This is a genomic window from Paenibacillus sp. FSL K6-1096, from assembly GCF_037977055.1.
GTDB lineage: Bacteria > Bacillota > Bacilli > Paenibacillales > Paenibacillaceae > Paenibacillus_AQ.
Genome location: NZ_CP150274.1, coordinates 7,084,983 through 7,107,589 on the forward strand (window position 1 = coordinate 7,084,983; position 22,607 = coordinate 7,107,589).

Consider the following 22,607-nt stretch of genomic DNA (forward strand, 5'->3'; position numbering starts at 1 on the left):
AGATAGAATAGCGGATCGTGAAGGGCCGGTCGTCGACGCGACAAGAGGACTCAGAATCCGCTATTGTTGGCTGAAAGCCTCAATCTGCAATTATGGGACTGAGATTCCCCTATCCGGCTCATTCAGAGCGCTGAGGTGCTGGTTTCAGCAGCTTAGCGGAATCTGAATCCGCCTGCACTCCGATTTTGCGTAAAACGCTGAAATAGCGGAAGCTCAGTCCAATTCACTTGCCGGATGAAGACGTATACTCCGACTGGCCTTACCCCTGCCAGAGGGTTGCAGCCCTCCGGCTCAACAGCGTGTCCTGCCATTTAAGATAGGTCTCCCAGGCCCGGCCGTTGTCCAGCAGCGGCTTGCATGTATATACGCCTTCCTCCAGGGAATTCACACAGCCCGCAGCATGGAGCCTGGCTGCACCGTTCAGCAGGGTCTGGTTGTAGTAAGCGATATGCCCTCTGCCCTGGAGCACCTCCTCCGCGGTTCGCAGCTGCTGTTCGGCGGTCCATACGGCATCAGCAGGCACTACTGCCTCCAGACCAAGCGACTCCGGATCGATAATATCCAGCTCAGCTATACCGTTCTCAACGCGGTAGACCCGGTTCGGCCGGTCTATATACAGATCCTCAGAGCCTTCCACGCCTTGAACCACCAATCCCCGCTGATAGCCAAGCTTCCCGATTAACCGCGAGATTCGCTCAAACACCGTATTATGAAAAATACCAAATACGATATACGGCGAGCAGGCGTAATCGATCAGCTTCTCCGCCGTATTGAAGATCGTGCGCATCCCAAGGTCCTCGCGGAGTCCGCGGAGCGCGCCCAGCGGCGGGCACCACTGCTCCGACTTCACGAACAGGACACCGCTGGCTTCGGCAGCCTGAATAGCACTGCTGCGGCTCAGACCGGCCATATCTACACCGCTGGCCTGGATGATATCCTGGAGCGTGATGCCCCATTTGGGCGGCAAGCCGGCTGAACCATGGAGGGTGACCGGGAGACCAGCAGCAGATAGCAGGAAGGCGGTAGGGAAGGTGGCAATGAAAGAATGTACTCTGCCGTCATATGGACCGGCGCAGTCGATTCCCTGGTGGACGGGCTCGCGGACCGCATATTTGCGGCAGACGGCAACGAAGGCCTCCAGCTCCTCCAGGCTCTCCAGCTTCATGCGCTCTGCAGCCAGAAACGCGCCGATCTGCACCGGGGAAGCGTTCTGCCGGAGAATGGCTTCCGCTGCGTATTCAGCTTCCACGTAGCTTAGATCCTTCGCGCCGCGCTTGCCGCGGGCGACTTCCTTCAGAATATTAATCATATGGCGTTCTCCTTAAGTTTGATTCTGCAGCAGCTGGTAGACCTTGACGATGGAGGTCGCAACATCCACCATCCGTTTGCGTTCATTCATCGCCTGCTTCCGCAGCAGGTCGTAGGCTTCCGATTCACTGATATTCTTGGCCTTGGACAGGATGCCCTTAGCCATGTCGATCCATTTGCGCTCCTCAATCCGGGACAGCAACTGCTCCCGCTCCTTCAGCCATTGTCTGCGCTCGAAGCATTGCCTGGCACTGAAGTGAAGCATCCAGTGAATCTCCGGCGGCTGCATGGCTGGGGACATAATCCCATCCACCATAATATCGTCGCCGCAGGCCGAGACGGATAAGGTAGCGGTATGCGGAGTGCACCACCATAGTACTGGCGCAACCTTGTGCTGAACCAGCAGCTCTCTCCAGGTGCTGATCTCCGTCACCGGAAGCTCCAGGATGAAGGCATCTGCATTGCCGGTTAACGGAGCCGCTTCCTCCGCAGTAGCGGCAGTTTCAACGACATAGCCGCAGGCGCTGAGGAGAAGGACGGGGCCGGGCGAGGAGCGCGCTTCTGCGGAATTCTCTGTTCCGGGGGGCAGGATAACGAGCAGGGAATGCATAGATGGACGACGCTCCTTTTACACAGAGTATCTAAATTAAGAAGGCTATGATGTTATATTATATAACACAATTTAAACTGTATTGTCGATAAATTAAAATAATTAAATTTTATATGTCATAATTATTGACGTACTGCAAAGTCGTGTAGTATAGTCATTTTAACAAATTCATTAATTCTTCGGATACAACGGTGTATCCGGCTGAAGCGGCAATGGCGCCTGCTCTCACTTATATCGCTTACGGGAAACGTATCTTTTCCGGGCGGAGTGAAGCGGGCTGTTTGTGTTGTATACGTGTTGTGTTACCTGGAGAGGAGAGAGACAGATATGACAGCAAAGCGCAAGAAACTGGTACTCGTCGGCAACGGAATGGCAGGGGTCAGAGCGATTGAGCATCTGCTCAAATTGGCGCCGGAGGCTTATGAGATTACGATCTTCGGCAGAGAGCCTCATCCCAACTATAACCGGATCATGTTATCCTCCGTCCTGGCGGGAGGGGCAAGTCTGGATGAAATCGTCATTAATGATCTCGCGTGGTACGAGAGCTTCAACATCAGGCTGTATACGGGCCACACAGTTACTTCTATTAATACTGCGGCGCGTACAGTTACCACGGATCAAGGGATCACCGCAGCGTATGACGAGCTGATCCTGGCAACCGGCTCCAACCCCTTCATGCTGCCGATCCCGGGAGTGGAGAAAGAAAACGTCATCGCCTTCCGCGACATCAAGGACACACAAATTATGCAGGATATCTCGCAAAAATACAGCAAAGCCCTGGTCATCGGCGGCGGTCTCCTCGGACTGGAGGCGGCGAGAGGGCTGCTGCATCTGGGAATGAGCGTCTCGGTGGTTCATATCCACGATTATATTATGGAGCGTCAGCTGGATGAGACGGCCGCCATAATGCTGCGTAAGGAGCTGGAGGCCCAGGGCATGAAGTTCCTGCTGAAGAAGCAGTCCGAAGCCATTCTCGGCCAAAAAAGAGCCAAAGGCCTTCTGTTCGCTGACGGCATGGCGGCAGAGGCGGATCTGATCGTGATGGCAGTCGGCATCAAGCCGAATGTGGAGCTGGCCCGGCGCAGCGGGATCGAGGTGAACCGCGGCATCGTAGTGAATGATTATATGGAGACCAGCCTGCCCGGTATCTATGCCGTCGGGGAGTGTGCGGAGCACCGTGGTATTGCCTACGGTCTGGTAGCCCCGCTCTATGAGCAAGGCGCTGTACTTGCAAAAAGACTCGCAGGCGTCCCCACCGAAGGCTACGCCGGTTCGGTGACCTCGACGAAGCTGAAGGTATCCGGTGTCGATGTTTTCTCGGCAGGCCAGTATACCGAGCAGCCCGGCACGAAGGCGCTCCGCTTCCAGGACGAGACGGAAGGCATCTATAAGAAGCTGGTCATCCGGGAGGATAAGCTGATCGGCGCGGTGCTGTTCGGCGATACGAATGACGGGGCCGAGCTGTTCTCGATGATCAAGAAGGGCGAGAACATCAAAGGACGGGAGAAGGAGCTGCTGCTTGGCGTTCCGGCGGATGCGCTGGCTTCCCCTAAGGGTAACCGGCTGGAAGGGATGGCAGACGACGAGATTATCTGCGGCTGCAATGGCGTGACGAAGGGAACGATTGCCGAGGCGATTACCACCGGCGGCTGCACTAGCGTGGGGCAGATTAAGGCCTGCACCAAGGCATCTGCGTCCTGTGGCGGCTGTAAACCGCTGGTGGAGGGGCTGCTTCAGCTCTATGCCGGAGAGGCAGCTGTTACGGTCAAGGAGGGCATCTGCGGCTGCACGACGCTGGGCCGGGATGAGATTGTCGCCGAGATCAAGCGGATGAAGCTGACGACAGTGAAGGAAGTCATGCATGTCTTGTCCTGGAGCAATGAGGAAGGCTGCCCGAAATGCCGGCCTTCGCTGAATTATTATCTGGGTATGCTCTGGCCGGAAGAATATGTGGATGAGAATGAGTCCAGATACACCAATGAGCGCTACCATGCCAATATCCAGAAGGACGGGACGTATTCGGTTGTGCCGAGAATCTATGGCGGTGTCACTTCACCGGCAGAGCTGATCAAGATTGCGGAGGTGGCGGTCAAATACGATGTGCCGCTGGTCAAGTTCACCGGTGGACAGCGGCTCGATCTGCTGGGTGTGAGGAAGGAGGACCTGCCGAAGATGTGGGAGGAGCTGGATATGCCCTCCGGCCATGCCTACGGCAAGACGCTGCGCACCGTGAAGACCTGTGTAGGCTCCACCTATTGCCGGTTCGGTACTCAGGATGCGATGAGCATGGGGATCCGGCTGGAGAAGGCTTTTGAACGGATGAATGCTCCGGGGAAGGTGAAGCTGGCGGTATCCGGCTGCCCGCGCAATTGTGCGGAAGCGACGATTAAGGACTTCGGCGTGGTAGCGATCGATGGCGGCTGGGAGCTGCATGTCGGCGGCAACGGCGGTGTTCATGTCCGGGCAACCGATCTGCTCTGTGTGGTTAAGACCGATGATGAAGTGCTGGAATGGGCGAGCGCCTTTCTCCAATATTACCGCGAGAATGCCGGATGGAATGAGCGGACTGCGCAGTGGGTGGAGCGTGTAGGACTGGAAAGCATCAAGCAGGCGCTGGCCTCCCCGGAGGAACGTCTGGCGCTCCAGGAGCGGCTTCAGAAGACGCTTAGCCTCACTACCGATCCATGGAAGCAGATTGTGAATACACCGGAGCTGCGCAAGAATTTCGAACCGATCTCTTTGCCGGAGACGGTATAAGGAGGCCCTAAGATGACAATGACGAAACTGCTGATCGGCAACCTGAATGATGTGGACCTGAAAGGATCACGAACAGTACGGATAGACAGTCTAGAGATTGCTCTATTCCGGTTAAGCAGCGGCGAGGTGCTGGCGGTGGAGAACCGCTGTCCGCACCGGGGCGGATTGCTCTCGGAGGGCATGGTCTGCGGCTCCAAGGTACATTGCCCGCTGCATGACTGGAGGATCGATCTGCATACCGGTGAGGTGCAAGCCCCGGATATAGGACATGTGACCACCTATGAGGTTGAGATTGATCATGCGACCGGCAGCTTGTACTTAACGCTCTAATTCAGGGATACGCATAAGGGGGATTCGTAATGGACTATGTCAAACCAGGCGAAGTGCTGGGCTCCATGATTGAAGCAGGCCGGGCCAAGGCAGAATTAAGTATTATGCAGCTTATCATCCGTGGCAGTCTCGGCGGGGCAATCCTGGCGTGTGCCACAACACTGGCCTTCACCGCAGCGGCACAGACGAAAATTCCTATGGTGGGTGCGCTTCTTTTCCCGGTAGGCTTCGTGATGATTATTCTGCTGGGGCTGGAACTGGTCACCGGCAGCTTCGCCCTGATTCCGCTGGCCGTGCTGGAGAAGCAGACCACTCTCGGGCGGATGCTCGGGAACTACTTCTGGGTCATTATCGGGCATCTGGTCGGCTGCGCCGTCTATGCTGTGCTCTACGGGCTGACGATTACGAAGATGGGCACGGATCTGTCGAATCCCCTGGTCCAGATGCTGGTTACTGCCAGTGAAGGCAAGACCACCGCTTACCGCAGCATGGGGGCCGAGGGGATGGGGCTGGCCTTCATCAAGGCGATGCTCTGCAACTGGATGGTGACACTCGGAGCGGTAATGGCGATGACCTCGAAATCCACCTCCGGGAAAATCTTGGCTATGTGGCTGCCCATCCTGACTTTCTTCGGACAGGGCTTCGAGCACACGGTCGTGAATTTCTTCGTCATACCCGCCGGAATGATGCTCGGGGCGAATGTGACCCTGGCGGATTGGTGGATTTGGAACGGCATTCCGGTGCTGCTCGGCAACTTCGCCGGAGGTTTGCTTTTTACTGGCATCCTGCTCTATTTGTCGCAAAAAGGGAGCAGATCGGGTGCTTCTGCGGCTGTGTCTCAGGGACTAGGTGAAGCGGGACTTCCGGGTTCGCCTGTCCTGGAGAAAAGCCTATGAAGCCGGGAAGCATATCGATCGTAGGCGCGGGTCCGGGCGACCCCGAGCTGATTACTGTCAAGGCGCTGCGGCGTATTCAGAGTGCCGATGTCATACTGTATGACCGGCTGGTGAACGAGGAGCTGCTGGACTACGCGCCCAGTGATGCCTTGCGCATCTACTGCGGCAAAGCGCCCGGCCAGCATTTGCTCCCGCAGGAGACCACCGAGCGGCTGATGGTCCGCCATGCTGCGGCCGGAAGCCATGTGGTGCGCCTGAAGGGCGGCGACCCGTTCGTCTTCGGCCGGGGCGGAGAGGAGGCGTTGTCCGCTGCCGCAGCCGGCATTCCCTATGAGGTGATTCCGGGAATCACCTCGGCGGTAGGCGCAGCCGCTTCAGCCGGTATCCCGCTGACCCATCGCGGTGTGGCCGCCTCCTTCGCCATCGTGACCGGCAGCCGCTGCCAGAAGCAGGATTCGCCGGTACGCTGGGATGCGCTGGCTCATAGCGTGGACACGCTTGTGATCTATATGGGCGTCAGCAAGCTGGGGAGATCTGTAAGGAGCTGCTGGCTCACGGCAAAAACCCGCAGACCCCGGTGGCATTGATTGAGAACGGAACCACGCTGCGCGAGCGGACCGTGACCGGCACACTTGGTAATATAGACAAAGTAGCTGCGGCAATGAAGATCAGCAATCCGGCCATAATCATTATTGGTGAGGTGGTTCAAGTAAGAGCTGAGCTGCTGAGCCTCCAAGAGACTGTGCATTCGCAGATCGGGTGAAGCAGGATATAACAGAGGAGAAATAGTGGAGAAAGGGGCTGAACAGAGCAGAATAGAGCAGGACAGGCGTTGAGCTCTCCGGGCCGAAATCCGCGTTAGGGCGGTGCCTGCTCTGTATGTTATTATAAAGTCACATTCTTAGTGACTGCTGTCACACGGGTCTGTGCAGATTAGGGACTATACTTGTCGCCTACAGTTACAGCATACCGGACAGGTTGTCCTGATGGGAGAGATTACAGATGCAGATTGAGCTTAATGCAATGACCCGGGAGCGGCTGGAGCAGAGTCTGGCCGGCAGACCGGGGCAATTCAAAATGTTCTATGATACGGAGGACTGCGGGTGCAACGGCGTACTGGTGATCCGGATCGTCAGTGAGCCTTCCCCGACCGATATTGTGTTCCAGACGGAGCCGTTTACCTTCCTGTGTGACCGCCAGCAGGAAATGCAGTTCGATGAGGTCATGCGCCTTGAAGCGGAGGCAGGTTATCCGGCTTACAAGCTGACCAGCGACTCTACCTTGTTCGGCAGCAACATCCGGGTACAGGACGCCCGGAGCTGAATGTATAAAGGCCATCTGCCCGCTTAATGACGGGGGATGGCCTTTGTTTCTTATCAGGAAAATTAATAAGCCGTCCATCCGCCGTCTGCCGTAATGACTGCTCCATTCACAAAGCTGGCTTCCTCGGAAGCGAGTAACAGGGCAAGCTGTGCGATCTCTTCCGGCTGGCCCATCCGCGGATTAAGCGCCATGCCCGGCTGTGTGCGTTCCATGCCAAATGGATTGATATGGGTCATGGTTGAGCCGATATTGGTCTCCACGCCGCCGGGTGCAATCGCGTTGCAGCGGATGCCCTTGGCAGCATACATGAACCCTGTATTCTTGGTGAATCCGATAACCGCATGCTTGGAGGCGGTATAAGCCGCACCTGCCCGGGCGCCGAACAGACCGCCTACCGATGCCACGTTAATAATTACACCCTTTTGCTTTTCCAGGAAAATAGGCAGTACCCTGCGAGTAGCACGCATCACGGAGGTTGTATTGACGGCGAGAACCCGCTCCCAGCTCTCATCCTCAATATCGCCCGCAGGTTCAAAATTATCCATGATCCCCGCATTATTCACCAGGATATCTACAGTGCCGTAGGTGTCGACTGTACTGTCGATCATATGCCGGATGTCAGACTCTTCGGCAACATTTGCTTGCGCCACGATGGCTTCTCCGCCGCTTGATCGGATATCTCCTGCAACCTTTTCCGCCGCCTCCAGATGAATATCCGCCACGACTACTTTGGCCCCTTCCTTCGCAAAAAGCACAGCAATCGCCTTCCCCATCCCGGACGCCGCTCCGGTAACTACGGCAACTTTGTTATGCAGTCTCATATGTATCCTCCGTTTATAGTTGTAAATGCTCTGGTTAGTGTCTTAGATTTCATAGGGTTTTATGCGTCCGGTTGACGCTGTCCTAGGGGGAGGCTTAACATAGGGGCTAATATGAACACGAAGAGGATGGAGTCTATGATAACAGTTGGACTGGATATAGGAACGACCTCGGTCTCCGGGCTGCTCTACGATCTGGAGAAGCGCACGATTCTGCATAGACTGACGGAAGCACAAGCCAGCCAGCCCTATAGCTTGAATCAGGAATGGGAGCGGCTGCAGGACCCGGACCAGATACTGGAGCAGGTTGAACGAATTCTTGGACGGCTGCTGGCGCTTCAGCCGGAAGCGGCGGGTATTGGCCTAACGGGTCAGATGCACGGGATTGTATATGTGGACCGGGACGGCAGAGCCGCTAGCCCGCTCTATACCTGGCAGGATGGACGGGCGGGACAGCCGTGTGAAGAGACGGGCAGTCTCACCTATGCGCAGCGGCTCAGTGCCCTTACCGGCTATGCTATTGCTCCCGGCTACGGGCTTGCTGCTCATTATTACAACCTGTGCCGGCAGCTTGTCCCTGAGCGTGCAGTCTGTTTCTGCACCATTGCTGACTACATAGCGATGAGGCTGGCGAATACAGGCATACCGCTGATTGATGCCACACAGGCTGCAGGGATCGGGGGCTTCAGTCTGGATAGAGGTGAATTCGACCGGACGGCGATCTCTCAGGCCGGGATCGATGCCTCATTATTGCCGCAGGTTGTCCCCTCCGGGATGGCCATCGGGGTAACCTCACAAGGTATACCTGTGTATACCTCGCTCGGCGATAACCAGGCCAGCTTCCTGGGTAGTGTGCCGGTGCCTGGTGAATCCCTGCTGCTCAACATCGGCACTGGGAGCCAGCTCTCGGCCTGGATGCCTGCCTGCGCCATACCTTCTTCATCTATGGAGGTACGCCCCTACCCCGGCGGCGGGGTGCTGATGGTCGGGGCGGCCTTGAGCGGCGGGAAGTCATATGCGCTGCTGGAGCAGTTTTTCCGGCAGATCATCACTGCCTATACGGGGGAAGCACCAGCCGATGTATACGCCCTGATGTCCGGGCTGCTGGAAGAAGCAGCGTTCATTAATGATTCGGCAGGGCTGCGGGTGAACACACAGTTTCTGGGAACCAGGGCAGACCCGGATAAGCGCGGCAGCATAGAGGGAATATCCCTGGATAACTTTACTCCCGGCGGGCTGGCCCATGCTTGTCTTCAGGGGATGATTGACGAATTGTACGGCTTCCTGAAGGTGCTGGAACAGCAGGGAGCGCAGGCATTCAGCCGCCTGATCGGCTCCGGCAATGCGCTGCGGAATAATCCGGTATTGTGCGCCAAGGCTGAAGCGTCGTTTGGGTTGCCGCTTACGCTTGGCAGGCATACTGAAGAAGCAGCAGTCGGGGCGGCGCTCTGTGCCGCTGTGGGCAGCGGGGCGATTCCGGGCTTCGCTGAGGCTGGGGCGTATCTCGGGGCGGAGCATTCATGAATTAGCTGCATTGCGGCTGTAGTATTCATCTCCTAACCGTAATTATTTAATCTTCACTGACACTGATTGTCAGGGAAGTCTGGTTATAATAGCGGTATCTTAGGAGATAGGGGAGATTATAAATGAGTACGAGACAAGCTTACCTGTATGTGTTCAACACAATGTCAGACTGGGAATACGGATATTTGGTGGCTGAGCTGAACACGGGAAGGTACTTCCGGAAAGACACAGCACCAATGAAAGTAACTACAGTAGCGGTTAACAAAGAAACGGTCACAACCATGGGCGGACTGACTATACAGCCGGATATTACCCTTGAGGAGTGCAGGCTGGAGCGCGGCGATCTGTTGATTTTGCCTGGAGGAACAACCTGGAGAGAGGCGGAGAATCAGCCAGTCCTTGAAAAGATTGATGGGGCGCTTCAAGTTGGCGTTACGGTGGCTGCCATCTGCGGTGCGGTTGAGGCGCTTGCCGATAAGGGTTGTCTGGATTCAGTGCCGCACACCAGCAACAATCTGGATTATCTGAAAATGGTCTGCCCCAATTACAAAGGGGAGGCTTACCATGCAGCGGAATCTGCGATAGCTGGCGGGCATCTGGTTACGGCATCAGGTACGGCACCGCTGGAGTTTGCAAGGGAAGTGCTGAAGGCGCTGGAGGTCTGCACACCGGATACCCTGGAGGCCTGGTATGGTCTGAACAAGATGCAGGAAGCCGGCTACTTTTTCCAGCTGATGAGCTCAGTCGATAGAGGGTAAGCGGGGTCAGATGAGAAATTAATCATTGACAAAAAAATATTTTTATGCTATAATTTACATATCAATATTTTGTGTATATAATAAGGTTCTCCTGGCCAGGGGGAATCTTATTTTTTTATGGGGGAATTCGATTTGAAGCAGAATCAGTCCAGTGTAACGTCTTTAGTGTCCGCATTTGGCCGTGCCTATCACAGCCGGTATGACAGCCCTAAGATTTTTGATGATCATATTGCGCAGAAGCTGATTACACCAGAGGAGTTCGCGGATATCAGCAGGAATATGGTTCAGGGCATTGCTTTCTTCAATCCTGAAATTGCAGAACGGCACAAGGATGATCCTGACGCGATATTGCGATGGATTACCCAGGTTCAGCTCTCCCCAACCCCGCTGGCCCGCGCCGCTTACTGTGAAGACATCGTGCAGCATGAGCTGAAGCTGGGGCTGAGGCAGCTGGTCATTCTGGGGGCGGGGATGGATACTTTCGCTTACCGTCATCCTCAACTCCGGGACCAGCTTGAAATCTTTGAGGTGGACGCTCCGGCTACCCAGGCGTTCAAGCAGCAGCGGCTCCGCGATGTACAGCTTGAGATTCCGGGGAATCTCCATTTCGTTCCGATGGATTTCACCAGCGGATTAGATTATCCCGGCCTGCTTGCGCAGGGGTTCGCTCCAGATGCCAAGACGCTGTTCAGCCTGCTGGGAGTATCCTATTACCTCACCAAGGAAGAGAACTCCCGCCTGATCACAGGATTATTCGCAGATCTTCCCGCCGGAAGCTCCATTGTGCTGGATTATGCAGATGAGCGGCTATGGGAGGAGCAGGGCTTGTCCGGCCGGGTCGGCAAAATGGTCCAGCTGGCCGCCGCCGGCGGTGAGCCGATGCAATCCTGCTTCACGTATGCGGAGATGGAACAGCTCATGGCCGGGGCCGGACTGCTGATCTATGAGCACCTGTCCCCAGAAGCCATACAGGAGCGGTTTTTCGGTAACCGTTCGGATGACCTGGCTGCTTTTGAGACGATTCATTATATTCATGCAGTCAAGCGGTAGTCTCTTCACCATATATAAAAGCTTCCACCGCTGCGATCGCAACGCTCCTGTCGGGATGGGAATTGTCGATCTGCGCTACCTGTGCGGGCGGGAGCGGCCAAGCGATGGTGCGGCTGCCGAGGGAAGCGCTGAACTGCTCCCAATGGGCGAATTTCCACGCATCCAGCGGTGAATGCCTGCCCTCAATCCGCTGACGGTACACGGCGGGGTCTGCAAGACTCACCATGACGACCTTGACTTCAACCTCCTCCAGCGTGCGCCCGATACGCGCCAGCTCGCGGCCGATCCACTCCGGATCGGCCGCTTCTTTAGTGAAGGGACCCACCACGTATATATCACTGGACAGACCGATATTATCGAGTGCTGCGTCCATGGTGATCCGGTAGCCGAGATCGCGGCATAATCTTTTATACTCAGCGGAATCTCTGTCATCGGGGTCGAGTCCATGCATGGTCATGATCGCGGTCGCTGCAGGGCGCAGCAGAATATCCATATCGAACACCGCTGCCGGACGCCGGGCCGCAACAGCCTTAGCTAAAGTGGTCTTGCCCGCCCCTCCGGGTCCAAGAAAAAACACAAGTCGGTTCACCTGATTCACTCCTTACGGGTTGTGTAAGTTTCAGTATAGCAGGCGGAAGGTCCAGCGGGAAAGGGACGGCCGTTGCGGTGACAGAGTTCAGCAGTAAATGATAGAATAGGTTAATTGAAGGAGAAGGAAGGAAGATAACCTAATGATCCAGATCCGTCCCATTGAGCGCAGGGATAACGCCGCGATTGAGCGAATTGTCCGGGAGTGCCTGATTGAATTCGGCGGCAACCGGGAGGGGTTGGCCTGGGCCGACGCTAGTTTGCATGACTTATATACCTATTATAATAGCGCGGAGAACCGGGCGTACTGGATTGTGGAAGCGGACGGGCAGGTGCTGGGCGGGTGCGGGATCGCGGCTTTTGATGATGCGCAGAAGATCTGTGAATTGCAGAAAATGTACCTGTCCTCCTCCATCCGCGGCCAAGGCGCAGCGGCACAGCTGTTAGAGCGGGCGCTGGCCTTCGCGAAGCAGCATTACCGCAAGTGTTATCTGGAGACGCTGCTGACGATGGAGGCCGCAGGGCGCTTCTATACCAAGCACAGATTCAGCCGGATGGACGGCCCGTTGGCCGGTTCAGAGCATTATGCGTGTGATGCCTGGTATATTCGGGATTTACATAACTGATTTTCTGCGGATGACTAATAGGATGATGTTTTATATCGAACAGGTTGATTATGGTTGCATACCACCATGATTAACCTGTTTTTTTCGGGCTGCCAGAGGAACCCGGCTGTAAAAATCGCTATGGATTTTACTTTATCTATAGGATCGATTTTGTACAGAGGGGGACTCCATTTGCAGACCCAAGCAACTGTGAATAAGGAACAGGACAAAAACTCCGGCAGCCGTAAGCCTTACAGCAGTCCGCCGGTGTTCGTTCGTCCGGCCGCTGTGAAGCCGCCGGACCCGGTAGAGATTATCCGGCGCATCCGCCAGAATCCGGCTTCCTTAAGCCGTGAAGACCAGCTGGCGCTCCAGCGCACACTGGGCAACCGGGCTGTTGTTCAACTGTTAGCCAGTCTGAAGGAGGAGGGCAAGAAGAAAGAGCAGGCGGATGCCGGGACCCAAGCGGCCGTACCAGGCCAGGAAGGGCCGGTTGATGCTAAGACTGAAGCCAAAGCGGATTCACCGGAGCCGGTGCAGGCCGAAGACCAGCAAGCCGGCGTTCCGGCTAAGACGCAGCATAAGGAGGAGCCAGAGGTCCCGGCAGAGCCTGCCTCTGCGGCTGTTACACCGGCTAAGTCTTCGGCGGATGAAGGCACCTCTTCCGGTCCGGGAGCCGCCGTTAAGAAGACCGTGGCAATTGTCCAGCCGAAGGCGGCAGCGAAGCCTGCTGTTGCCCGGCAAGCAGCGGACGGGCCAGCAGCAGCCCAAAAAGCTGAAGAGACTACAGAGGCCGCTCCAACTGAAGAAGAAGCGAAGGACGAAGCCAGAGGAGAGCAGGCTGCTGAAGCTACACCTGCCAGGGAGGCCAGGAAGTCAGAGGCGTCCGGGAAGGGCGACGCTGCGGGGCAAGGGAAGGCGGCTGCAGAGGGCAAGGGAGCCGGTACGCCGAAGAAGGCGGCCAAGGAGCCCTCGCTGGGAGCAGCGCTTGGCGCCTTGGCCGGCGGCGGGAAGGAGAAGCCGGCGAAGGGCAAGACGGTGAAGATCAGCGGTGAAGACCCGGGGCAGATTCTGGATCAGCTGACCCGGGTGCAGCCCACGGAGCTGGGCGACGCCTATGCCCAGGCGGTGAATGTCTCGGCCGGAGCGTTCGCGAAGCAGAACCAGAAGGCTAAGCAAGGGCTGCCTGCGGTTCCCGTTCCCACCGGGCTGAAGGGAAAGGTACTGCAAGCCCGAAGGAAGCCGGCAGGTTTGAAACACACGGTGAAGGAAGGCTTCAAGAGTGAGCGCACCGGCGGGGCAGTGAATCCGGGTCACCTGGATACAATGACCATCCGCTCTTCCGGTTCGGGTGACAATCCCGAGGCAATCATGAGCGAGATCCGTTCCGCCGCCGCCCAGCCGCCGGGCATCAGCATGACCGGCGAGGCCGATCCGGCGCAGATGGATGGCATGGGCCAGGAGGCCTCCCGGGAGGTGGGCGCAGCCAAGCAGGCGGAGCTGGGCCAGATCCAGCAGCCTTGGGGCGAGAATGACATCTATCCCGAACCGGATGGCACCGTGGTGAAAGCTGCGGCGGGGTTGAAGGGCGGGCAAGCGCCCGGAGCCAAGAAGCTGCCGGCTCTGGCGCTTCCGGCGGAGATGAACGCCGGGCTGAACCGCAGCCTGGCCCCGGAGATGAAGAAGCAGCTGGGCGCCAAGCAGGCGGAATACAAGAAGGAGCAGGCGAAATTTGACAGCAGCGTGCTGAGCTCCAAAGCGGACAGCCAGGCGCAGATCCGGCAGGCGGAGACGGAGGCCAGGAATAAACAGCTCAGCCAGCAGGCGGGGGCCAAAGCAGAGGTCACCCAGCTGCGGGGCGAATGGAAGAAGGAGCTGGACGCCGCCGAAGCGGATTATTCGCAGCAGGCTGGAGCCGCCGCCCAGCAGAAGAAGAAGGAGATCAACACTGTCCGCACCGACAAAGAACGGGAAGCGCAGAAGAAGCAATCCGAAGCGGAACGGGAGGCGACCCAAGCCTACAGCAAAGCCAAGAAGGAAGCGGACAGCAAGCATGAGGAGGAAAAGGCCAAGGAAGAGAAGAAGGGGGCTTCCTCGGCTGGGTGAAGGATAAGCTCGAAGCCGTAGTGAATCTGGTCAAGAAAGCGGTCAATTTCATCTTTGAGGGGCTGCGGAAAGCGGTCAAATTCATTTTTGAGAAAGCGAAGCAGGCGGTGCTGGGCATTATTGAACTGGGCCGCCGGCTGATCACCACCCTGATCAAGGGCTTAGGCGCACTGCTGAAGAAGCTGGTGTCCGTGGTCTTTGCCAAATTCCCCGGCATTGCCGCCAAAATCTGCAGCAAAATCGACAGTGTGGTCAACAAGGCTGTCCAGGCCGTGAACCAGCTGGCGCAGAAGCTGAAGACCAAAGTCACACAGGTCATGGATTTCCTGGCCGCCAAGGTGGATCAGGCGCTGGCCGCGGTGCAGAACTTCTACTCCAAGCTGATCTCCACCCTGGGCAGTCTGTTGATTGCCACGTTCCTGGATGTGATGTCCCGGATCGGCGCGCTCGGCCAGGCGGCGAAGCGTTCCTTCAGCCATCTGGAAGGCAAGATGTGGGAGTATCTGCTGGGCGTAGATATTTCGAAGCCGATGGACGGCGAAGCTGCGGAAGGCGGGGAAGTAGAGCAGGCGGAGGGAGCTGGTGCTGGTGCAGCAGCGAACGAGAAGCTGAGCGCCGAGGACATTGAGATGGAGTCGGTGGAGCAGGGCGAAATGGACCCGGCGCTGGTGCAGGAAGCCAATCTTAAGGATGGGGAAACGAAGGAGATGCCCGGCAGCCGTGACCCGGCCACGATGGACAGCATAATGGCCGAATTCGACACTGGGGCAGCAAAGCAGAGCCTTGGCGGCAAAATAGCAGACGGCGCCAAGCTGCGCGCGAACAATGCGAAAATGCTGTTTGACCAAATTAAATCATATGTAATAAAATGGATGAAGGCCCATGGTTTACAGATTATTGCAGGCATTGCGGGAGTATTGGTTGTGGCTGGCGTTGCTTTTGTCGCCACGGGCGGGGCCGTTACGGTTCTCATTCCCCCGATCCTTAATATCATTACGGTTGTTATGCAGGCCCAGGCGATTGTGTCTGTCGCACAGAGCCTGGCGCAAGCCGCCGGCTACATCGGCACCTACCTGAGCCAGGGCTGGCAGAAGATGATTGAGCCTGCCGCGATAGCGCTCGCCGCTGCACTGGCGATGGGACTGGTTGAGCTGGCGATGGCAGTTGGCTTCAAGGCCATCGGGTCCGGCGTGAAGAAAGCCGGACAAGCCGCCAAGAAGGGCGTCGGCGCCGCAGCCAGCGGGGTCAAGAACGCTGTAGGTGCAGGAGCCAAAGGCATCAAGAGTCTGCTGAAATCCGGAGCCAAGCTGGCCTCCAAGAGCGGGAGCATGATCATACGTAACGGTAAAATCGTAATTAAGAGCCTGCAAAAGGGGCTCATGAAGGGAACCAAAAACCTCCGGGACCTGCTGGACCGGATTCTGCAGAAGTTCAAGTTCAAGAAGTTCAAGCTGGAGCGCAAGGGCAAGCATATCCGTCTGTATGGCGAGGTTAATCCTTGGGTGCTGCTGGTCGACGGAACCATGAGGGACATTGATGACCAGAACTTCGATAAGGAGTTTAAGAAATTACAGCAAGACGGAATGAAGCCGATCAAGCTTAGTGATGCAGAATATAGCAAACTCAGTAAGCTAGAGAAGGCTAAACTAGAAGAAATCTCCATGAAGGCTGATGGGGATAAAGGCAGGATTGATTTTGATAACATTAAGGGGACGGGGGATGGTGGCCCGAAACCAAATGGGGCTAAGCCGATTTTCAGCCCGAATTTCGATAAAAAATTAAAAAAGCATGCTCAAGATATCTATGAAACTTCAAGAGATTTAGGTGTCCCAGTTACAAAAGGGGACAAAGAAGGGATGAAAAGGTTTGTTTCCTCAATTGTAAATGACTCAAAAAATCGTGCTAATTCTGAACCTTTTCAATGGAATACAATTGAGGCTGTAGATGCTTTTGTTAAGGGGGATGCAGTTGTTTTAGTTAATAGACAAACAAACGAAATATTGACTTTCTTAAATAAAAAGGGAGATCGTTTATCAAGTAAGCTAAAATCAGATTTAGATTTGATTGGAGAGTGACTACGACTATGAATAACTATATATTGTCTTTTACAAAAAAGTTTGATCATTTTTTCGTGCAAAAAGAAATATCAAATATTATTTATTTACATGATAAGGATGATAATGAGAAGTTAGACCATGTCCTTTTCTTTGAGAAAGACGATGGTAATGTTATAGGTTTGTATATAAGAGGCATGAATCCGTTAATTTCAGTGAATAGAGTTTACGATTTGGATGATTTTAATTTATTCGCAAGTTATGAAGGAGTGATTGAATCTAAGGAAAATATTAAATTCAGAATAGAGTATATAAGTTTGTTTTTTAGCTCTGAATATAACGAACTATTAGGTTTTTATTTATCGAATATCGATGCGTCCAGTTCTCTACTTGTATTACTTTTACAAGATGAGATTAATGTGAAAAAGAATTGTAGTAAGTCAGATGCTAGTAAGCTACTTAAAAAGTATTCGAATGAAGGTTATATAACTTACGAAAAAAAGAGTGGGAATGATTGGAAAGGAATAAAAAAGGAATGTCAACATTAAACTAAATAATTTTTTTGATCTATTAGTCTTCATATTATGAACCAATAAGTTTCCTTCGTTTCAGGTGAATCACAAAATCACCTTATGGCTGAAGGACAGAATAAAAAACCTTGATCGGCTCCGGCCGTTCAAGGTTTTTTGCATTGATCCGTCTAGCGTCTGAACCATTAGAACAGAATCATTGAATCGCCTATATTTTCCGTAGAATCAGCTATTAAAGATTACTCTGCATTAAAACTATAATGAGTGTGTATTGCAGCGAAGCCGAAAGGAGGCTAAAGATAATTTGAAACCGCTATCATATTGTGTTTCGGTAAAATACTTTGTTTCCGCTTAACCCTAACTCTGAGGAGGAATAGAATGCGTAACAAGTATACTGTATGGTCGCTAGTAGTCACGCTGATCATCTCAACGCTGTTTATGGCCGCAGGACCGCTGACCCGCTCGTCGGCTGCGGGTGGGCCGAATCTGACGCTGAACAAAACCATCACATCCAGCGGGCAATCGCAGAATTATACGCCGGATAACGTGAAGGACAGTAACCAGAGCACCTATTGGGAGAGTGCTAACAGTGCTTTTCCCCAGTGGATTCAGGTGGATCTGGGATCGCTTACCAGCATTGACCAGCTTGTGCTGAAGCTGCCGGCCAGCTGGGAGACACGGACGCAGACGCTGGCGGTGCAGGGCAGCACGAACGGCTCCAATTATACCGATATCGTCGGCTCTGCTGCGTATGAATTTAATCCTGGAGTGGCGGGCAACAGTGTTACCATTGACTTCGCCGCTGCCAATACGCGTTATGTCCGTCTCCTGTTCAGCGCGAACACGGGATGGCCGGCAGGGCAGTTGTCCGAGCTTGAGATTTACGGCTCCAGCAGTCCAACCGCTACACCTGCTGCTAGCCCTCTTCCAGCCGGAACCTATGAAGCAGAGGCCGCTGCCCTCTCCGGCGGAGCCAGAGTGAACACCGATCATACGGGATTCTCGGGCACAGGCTTTGTCGACAACTACCTGGCCCAAGGTCCGGCAACAACCTTCACGGTCAATGTTACGGCAGCCGGATCGCGCAATGTGACGCTGCGGTATGCCAATGCGACTGGCAGCAGCATGACGGTCAGCATCTATGTGAACGGGGTCAAGCTGCGGCAGACGAGCTTACCTAATCTGGCGAACTGGGATACCTGGGGCACGAAGGCTGAAGTACTCCCGCTGAATGCCGGCAGCAATACGATTGCCTATAAATATGATGCAGGAGATACGGGGAACGTCAATCTGGATCTGATCACGGTAGCCGACACTGTGACTGCTACGCCAACCCCTGTACCTACAGCATCTCCTACAGCTGCACCTACCGCCACACCTGTGCAGACAGCCACACCGGCACCTACGGCTACACCTGTTCCAACAGCAACTGCATCCCCAGGGACGAACATTGCTATCGGCAAAGCGATCAGCGCTTCCTCCACCACCCAGAATTACGCCGCAAGCAATGCTAACGACAATAACACGGGAACCTATTGGGAAGGAAACGGCAATCCCAGTACCTTAACGCTTGATCTTGGTGCCAATCATAATATTACGTCCATTGTGCTGAAGCTCAACCCGGCTGCAGAATGGGCTACCCGCACCCAGAATATTCAGGTTCTGGGCCAGAATCAGAACAGTTCGGCCTTCAGCAATCTGGTATCCGCCCAGACCTACACCTTCAATCCGGCTTCCGGCAATACAGTCACGATTCCGGTTACGGCTACGGTTCAGCGGCTCCAGCTGAATATTGCCTCCAACTCCGGCGCACCTGCCGGACAAATTGCCGAATTCCAGGTCTATGGCACACCGGCGCCGAACCCGGACCTGACGATTACAGGCCTAAGCTGGACGCCAGCGTCTCCGTTGGAGAGCAGTGCGGTAACCCTGAACGCAGTGGTGAAAAATATCGGGAATGCCGCAGCCCCAGCCACCACCGTTAACTTCTATCTGAACGGCGAGCTGGCCGGCTCTGCACCGGTAACAGCATTGGCGGCCGGTGCTTCGGCTACCGTATCCTTGAATGCCGGAATGAAGCCTGCCGGAACTTATACGCTCAATGCCAAGGTGGATGAGGCGGGCCAGGTCATTGAGCAGAATGACAGCAACAACAGCTACACGAATGCATCACCGCTGGTGATTGCACCTGTATCCAGCTCGGATCTGGTGGGGACCACATCGTGGTCACCATCCACACCGTCGGCAGGCAGCAGTGTAGCATTCACAGTGAATCTTAAGAATCAGGGCAATCTCGCATCCGCAAGCGGTTCGCATGGCGTTACCGTTGTGCTGAAGAACTCGTCCGGCGCGACCGTACAGACTTTTACCGGCTCATACAGCGGTGTGATTGCAGCCGGAGCTTCTGTGAATGTCACCCTTCCGGGCACCTGGAGCGCAGTGAACGGAAACTACACGGTTACTATGACCATTGCCGCAGATGCCAATGAGGTGACCGCCAAGCAGGGCAATAATGTACAAAATGCCAATCTCGTCGTCTATGCCATGCGCGGAGCCAGTGTCCCGTACAGCCGTTATGATACGGAGGATGCAACGCGCGGCGGTTCTGCGGTGGTGAAATCCGCACCGAATTTCGATCAGTCGCTAACAGCTTCGGAGGCTTCAGGCCAGAGCTACATCGCCCTGCCGTCAAACGGCTCTTATGCCCAGTGGACGGTCAGACCCGGCCAGGGCGGTGCCGGTGTTACTATGAGATTCACAATGCCGGACTCGGCAGACGGCATGGGCCTTACCGGTGCGCTTGATGTATACGTCAATGGAACCAAGGCCAAAACCATTTCGCTCACCTCTTACTATGCATGGCAATACTTCTCCGGAGACCAGCCGGGCGATGCGCCAAGCGCCGGACGTCCGCTGTTCCGGTTCGATGAAGTCCACTGGAAGCTGGATACACCGCTGCAGCCAGGTGACACGATACGGATTCAGAAGAATAACGGGGACAATCTGGAGTATGGGGTCGATTTCCTGGAGATCGAGCCTGTTCCGGCAGCCATTGCCCGCCCGGCGAACGCTGTATCGGTCACCGATTTCGGAGCCGTCGCCGGGGATGGGCAGGATGATCTTGCCGCATTCAACAGTGCAGTAGCTGCGGCTGTAGCTGGAGGGAAAACACTCTACATTCCGGCGGGAACCTTCAACCTCAGCAGCATGTGGGTCATTGGCTCAGTGAACAACATGATTAACAACATCACGATAACAGGGGCCGGCTACTGGCATACGAATCTGCAATTTACGAATCCGAACGCAGCGGGCGGAGGCATCTCCTTCCGCGTCCAGGGCAAGCTGGATTTCAGCAACTTGTATATGAACTCGAATCTGCGGTCCCGCTACAACCAGAATGCCATCTACAAAGGACTGATGGATAACTTCGGCAACAACTCGGTAATCCATGAGGTGTGGATTGAGCATTTTGAATGCGGCATGTGGGTGGGGGATTATGCGCGGACGCCGGCGATTTTTGCGAACAATCTGCTTGTCGAGAACAGCCGCATCCGCAACAATCTGGCGGACGGCATCAACTTCTCCCAAGGGACCAGCAACTCCACCGTCCGCAATACGAATGTGCGCAATAACGGGGATGACGGTCTGGCGGTTTGGCCGAGCAACACGTTTGGGGCACCGGATGCGGTGAACAATACGTTTTCGTACAATACGATTGAGAATAACTGGCGTGCCGGCGGCATCGGCATCTTCGGAGGCAGCGGCCACAAGGCGGATCACAACTACATTATCGACACGGTCGGCGGCTCCGGCATCCGTCTGAATACGACCTTCCCGGGTGCGCATTTCAACAACAATACAGGAATGGTATTCTCGGATACGACCATTATCAACAGCGGCACCAGCCAAGACCTGTATAACGGGGAACGCGGCGCGATTGATCTCGAAGCATCCAGTGACCCGATCAAGAATATTACCTTCACCAACATCGACATCATCAACACCCAGCGCGATGCAATCCAGTTCGGCTATGGGGGCGGCTTCTCCAATATTGTGTTCAACAACATCAACATCAACGGCACCGGACTCGATGGAGTAACTACCTCGCGGTTCTCCGGCGCTCATAAAGGAGCAGCTATCTACACGTATACCGGCAACGGCTCGGCTACTTTTAACAACTTGACGACCAGCAATATTGCCTATCCGAGCCTGTACTACATTCAGAGCGGGTTCGGGCTGTTGATTCAGTGAAGTAACTGGGATTGAGCATAGAGAGAGGGGCCTTGGGCTCCTCTTTCTGCTATTGTGCGGAGGTTATCTTTCTGCAATACTAGCTATACTATCGCATGAGCAAGCTAAATATAAGCAACCTATATAATAGTAGAAAACAAAGGAGCACAATCATTATGAATACGGATTCATCATCCGCTATTGCGGCGGGTTACCGGCACTCTGTACTGCTCTTGCCCGATGGGACAGTCAGTGCGTGCGGCGAGAATACATACGGACAATGTGAAGTGAGCGGCTGGCGCAATATTGTTGCAGTGGCTGCGGGCAATGCCCATACAGGCAACTCACATACGGTAGGCCTTCAATCTGACGGTACGGTGATAGCGGCAGGCTGGAACAAGCATGACCAATGCAATGTCAGCGGCTGGCGCGATATTGTGGCTATTGCCGCAGGCTGGCGGCGCACGGTTGGTTTGAAGACCGACGGCACAGTAGTTGCGGCTGGGCGGAACAATGAGGGCCAATGCGAAGTCAGCGGCTGGCAGGACATCGTTGCAGTGACAGCGGGGGACTGGCATACGGTAGGACTCCGGGCGGACGGAACAGTGGCTGCTGCGGGGAACAACCGCTATGGACAATTGAAGGCCGGCGGCTGGCAAAAGATTACGATGGCCGCAGCGGGCTACCTGCATACGGTTGGACTCCGGGCGGATGGCACTGTCGCTGCGGCAGGCCTGAATAAGCGCGGCCAATGCGAGGTTGGCGGCTGGTGCAGCATTACGGCGGTTGCCGCAGGCAGCCATCATACAGTGGGCCTGCAATCTGACGGAACAGTGATAGCGTCTGGATGGAATGAATACGGGCAATGCGAGGTAAGCGGCTGGTCAGATATTGTTGCTATTGCGGCAGGCTGCACCCACACGCTCGGTCTCCGGTCGGATGGCATAGTGGTTGCGGCGGGGAGTAATGCTTATGGGCAATGTGATACATCAGCTCTGCTGAGCAGCCAGTCCTCCTCATCTTAATACAATCTTAATGCAATCTTAATGCCATAGCGGAATCCATAATCCTATGCTGATGAAGCACATGCTATACTTACGCTAGCACAGAACAATGTTCA

At 55.0% G+C, this 22,607-nt stretch carries 17 protein-coding genes and 1 pseudogene; 14 read left to right on the forward strand and 4 right to left on the reverse strand.

Annotation, left to right across the window (positions count from 1 at the left end; translation table 11 throughout):
- Positions 1-259: 259 nt before the first annotated feature.
- Both MHI24_RS31115 and MHI24_RS31120 read right to left on the reverse strand, forming a co-directional pair.
- A complete protein-coding gene (locus MHI24_RS31115; protein ID WP_340023422.1) occupies positions 260-1,309 on the reverse strand; it encodes an anthranilate phosphoribosyltransferase in 1,050 nt (349 codons plus the stop codon).
- Between the two features lie 12 nt (positions 1,310-1,321).
- Complete coding sequence (locus MHI24_RS31120) at positions 1,322-1,918, reverse strand: ANTAR domain-containing protein (RefSeq protein ID WP_340023423.1); 597 nt, start codon at positions 1,916-1,918, stop codon at positions 1,322-1,324.
- 327 nt (positions 1,919-2,245) lie between these two features.
- Here MHI24_RS31120 and nirB point away from each other — a divergent pair, with 327 nt between their 5' ends.
- The 5 genes and pseudogenes from nirB to MHI24_RS31145 all read left to right on the forward strand — a co-directional run bounded on the left by nirB (position 2,246) and on the right by MHI24_RS31145 (position 7,224).
- Complete coding sequence (gene nirB, locus MHI24_RS31125; RefSeq protein WP_340023424.1) at positions 2,246-4,675, forward strand: nitrite reductase large subunit NirB; 2,430 nt, start codon at positions 2,246-2,248, stop codon at positions 4,673-4,675.
- A gap of 18 nt (positions 4,676-4,693) precedes the next feature.
- A complete protein-coding gene (gene nirD / locus MHI24_RS31130; RefSeq protein ID WP_340026849.1) occupies positions 4,694-5,005 on the forward strand; it encodes a nitrite reductase small subunit NirD in 312 nt (103 codons plus the stop codon).
- 29 nt (positions 5,006-5,034) lie between these two features.
- Positions 5,035-5,901 carry a formate/nitrite transporter family protein gene (locus tag MHI24_RS31135; RefSeq protein WP_340023425.1) on the forward strand — a complete coding sequence of 289 codons (867 nt, stop codon included), beginning with the start codon at positions 5,035-5,037 and terminating at the stop codon, positions 5,899-5,901.
- Positions 5,898-6,664, forward strand: a pseudogene (gene cobA / locus MHI24_RS31140) (uroporphyrinogen-III C-methyltransferase). The gene MHI24_RS31135 and the pseudogene cobA overlap by 4 nt, the downstream one beginning before the upstream one ends.
- 239 nt (positions 6,665-6,903) lie before the next feature.
- On the forward strand, positions 6,904-7,224 hold the full coding sequence (locus MHI24_RS31145; RefSeq protein ID WP_340023426.1) for an iron-sulfur cluster biosynthesis family protein: 321 nt from the start codon (positions 6,904-6,906) through the stop codon (positions 7,222-7,224).
- Between the two features lie 62 nt (positions 7,225-7,286).
- Here MHI24_RS31145 and MHI24_RS31150 read toward each other — a convergent pair whose 3' ends face one another.
- Positions 7,287-8,045 (reverse strand): SDR family oxidoreductase, encoded by a 759-nt coding sequence (locus tag MHI24_RS31150; RefSeq protein WP_340023427.1) that lies wholly within the window; start codon positions 8,043-8,045, stop codon positions 7,287-7,289.
- A 135-nt stretch (positions 8,046-8,180) separates the two neighbouring features.
- On the opposite strand from MHI24_RS31150, the gene MHI24_RS31155 reads away from it, so the two are divergent.
- From MHI24_RS31155 to MHI24_RS31165, 3 genes are all read left to right on the forward strand, one after another.
- The gene (locus MHI24_RS31155; protein WP_340023428.1) at positions 8,181-9,566 is read left to right on the forward strand and encodes an FGGY family carbohydrate kinase; all 1,386 of its coding nucleotides are present in this window, start codon (positions 8,181-8,183) and stop codon (positions 9,564-9,566) included.
- Between the two features lie 122 nt (positions 9,567-9,688).
- Positions 9,689-10,324, forward strand: coding sequence for a type 1 glutamine amidotransferase family protein (locus tag MHI24_RS31160; RefSeq protein WP_340023429.1), 636 nt, complete (start codon positions 9,689-9,691; stop codon positions 10,322-10,324).
- Positions 10,325-10,456: 132 nt separating this feature from the next.
- Complete coding sequence (locus tag MHI24_RS31165) at positions 10,457-11,374, forward strand: class I SAM-dependent methyltransferase (protein ID WP_340023430.1); 918 nt, start codon at positions 10,457-10,459, stop codon at positions 11,372-11,374.
- Here MHI24_RS31165 and MHI24_RS31170 read toward each other — a convergent pair.
- On the reverse strand, positions 11,364-11,963 hold the full coding sequence (locus MHI24_RS31170; RefSeq protein WP_340023431.1) for an AAA family ATPase: 600 nt from the start codon (positions 11,961-11,963) through the stop codon (positions 11,364-11,366). The two genes, MHI24_RS31165 and MHI24_RS31170, sit on opposite strands and share 11 nt — an antisense overlap.
- Positions 11,964-12,105: 142 nt before the next feature.
- On the opposite strand from MHI24_RS31170, the gene MHI24_RS31175 reads away from it, so the two are divergent.
- The 6 genes from MHI24_RS31175 to MHI24_RS31200 all read left to right on the forward strand — a co-directional run bounded on the left by MHI24_RS31175 (position 12,106) and on the right by MHI24_RS31200 (position 22,512).
- Positions 12,106-12,588, forward strand: coding sequence for a GNAT family N-acetyltransferase (locus MHI24_RS31175; protein WP_340023432.1), 483 nt, complete (start codon positions 12,106-12,108; stop codon positions 12,586-12,588).
- Positions 12,589-12,759: 171 nt separating this feature from the next.
- A complete protein-coding gene (locus tag MHI24_RS31180; RefSeq protein WP_340023433.1) occupies positions 12,760-14,673 on the forward strand; it encodes a hypothetical protein in 1,914 nt (637 codons plus the stop codon).
- Positions 14,670-16,748: a hypothetical protein gene (locus tag MHI24_RS31185; protein WP_340023434.1), complete on the forward strand. Its 2,079-nt coding sequence runs from the start codon at positions 14,670-14,672 to the stop codon at positions 16,746-16,748. Before MHI24_RS31180 ends, MHI24_RS31185 begins: the two co-directional genes overlap by 4 nt.
- An 8-nt stretch (positions 16,749-16,756) precedes the next feature.
- Positions 16,757-17,275: a hypothetical protein gene (locus MHI24_RS31190; RefSeq protein ID WP_340023435.1), complete on the forward strand. Its 519-nt coding sequence runs from the start codon at positions 16,757-16,759 to the stop codon at positions 17,273-17,275.
- Between the two features lie 360 nt (positions 17,276-17,635).
- Positions 17,636-21,508 carry a discoidin domain-containing protein gene (locus MHI24_RS31195; RefSeq protein ID WP_340023436.1) on the forward strand — a complete coding sequence of 1,291 codons (3,873 nt, stop codon included), beginning with the start codon at positions 17,636-17,638 and terminating at the stop codon, positions 21,506-21,508.
- A gap of 155 nt (positions 21,509-21,663) precedes the next feature.
- Positions 21,664-22,512: a chromosome condensation regulator gene (locus MHI24_RS31200; protein WP_340023437.1), complete on the forward strand. Its 849-nt coding sequence runs from the start codon at positions 21,664-21,666 to the stop codon at positions 22,510-22,512.
- Positions 22,513-22,607: the final 95 nt, after the last annotated feature.

Coding starts and splice junctions, on each gene's coding strand:
- MHI24_RS31115 (WP_340023422.1), bottom strand. CDS start 1,309: ATGATTAATATTCTGAAGGAAGTCGCCCGCGGCAAGCGCGGCGCGAAG.
- MHI24_RS31120 (WP_340023423.1), bottom strand. CDS start 1,918: ATGCATTCCCTGCTCGTTATCCTGCCCCCCGGAACAGAGAATTCCGCA.
- nirB (WP_340023424.1), top strand. CDS start 2,246: ATGACAGCAAAGCGCAAGAAACTGGTACTCGTCGGCAACGGAATGGCA.
- nirD (WP_340026849.1), top strand. CDS start 4,694: ATGACGAAACTGCTGATCGGCAACCTGAATGATGTGGACCTGAAAGGA.
- MHI24_RS31135 (WP_340023425.1), top strand. CDS start 5,035: ATGGACTATGTCAAACCAGGCGAAGTGCTGGGCTCCATGATTGAAGCA.
- MHI24_RS31145 (WP_340023426.1), top strand. CDS start 6,904: ATGCAGATTGAGCTTAATGCAATGACCCGGGAGCGGCTGGAGCAGAGT.
- MHI24_RS31150 (WP_340023427.1), bottom strand. CDS start 8,045: ATGAGACTGCATAACAAAGTTGCCGTAGTTACCGGAGCGGCGTCCGGG.
- MHI24_RS31155 (WP_340023428.1), top strand. CDS start 8,181: ATGATAACAGTTGGACTGGATATAGGAACGACCTCGGTCTCCGGGCTG.
- MHI24_RS31160 (WP_340023429.1), top strand. CDS start 9,689: ATGAGTACGAGACAAGCTTACCTGTATGTGTTCAACACAATGTCAGAC.
- MHI24_RS31175 (WP_340023432.1), top strand. CDS start 12,106: ATGATCCAGATCCGTCCCATTGAGCGCAGGGATAACGCCGCGATTGAG.
- MHI24_RS31190 (WP_340023435.1), top strand. CDS start 16,757: ATGAATAACTATATATTGTCTTTTACAAAAAAGTTTGATCATTTTTTC.
- MHI24_RS31195 (WP_340023436.1), top strand. CDS start 17,636: ATGCGTAACAAGTATACTGTATGGTCGCTAGTAGTCACGCTGATCATC.
- MHI24_RS31200 (WP_340023437.1), top strand. CDS start 21,664: ATGAATACGGATTCATCATCCGCTATTGCGGCGGGTTACCGGCACTCT.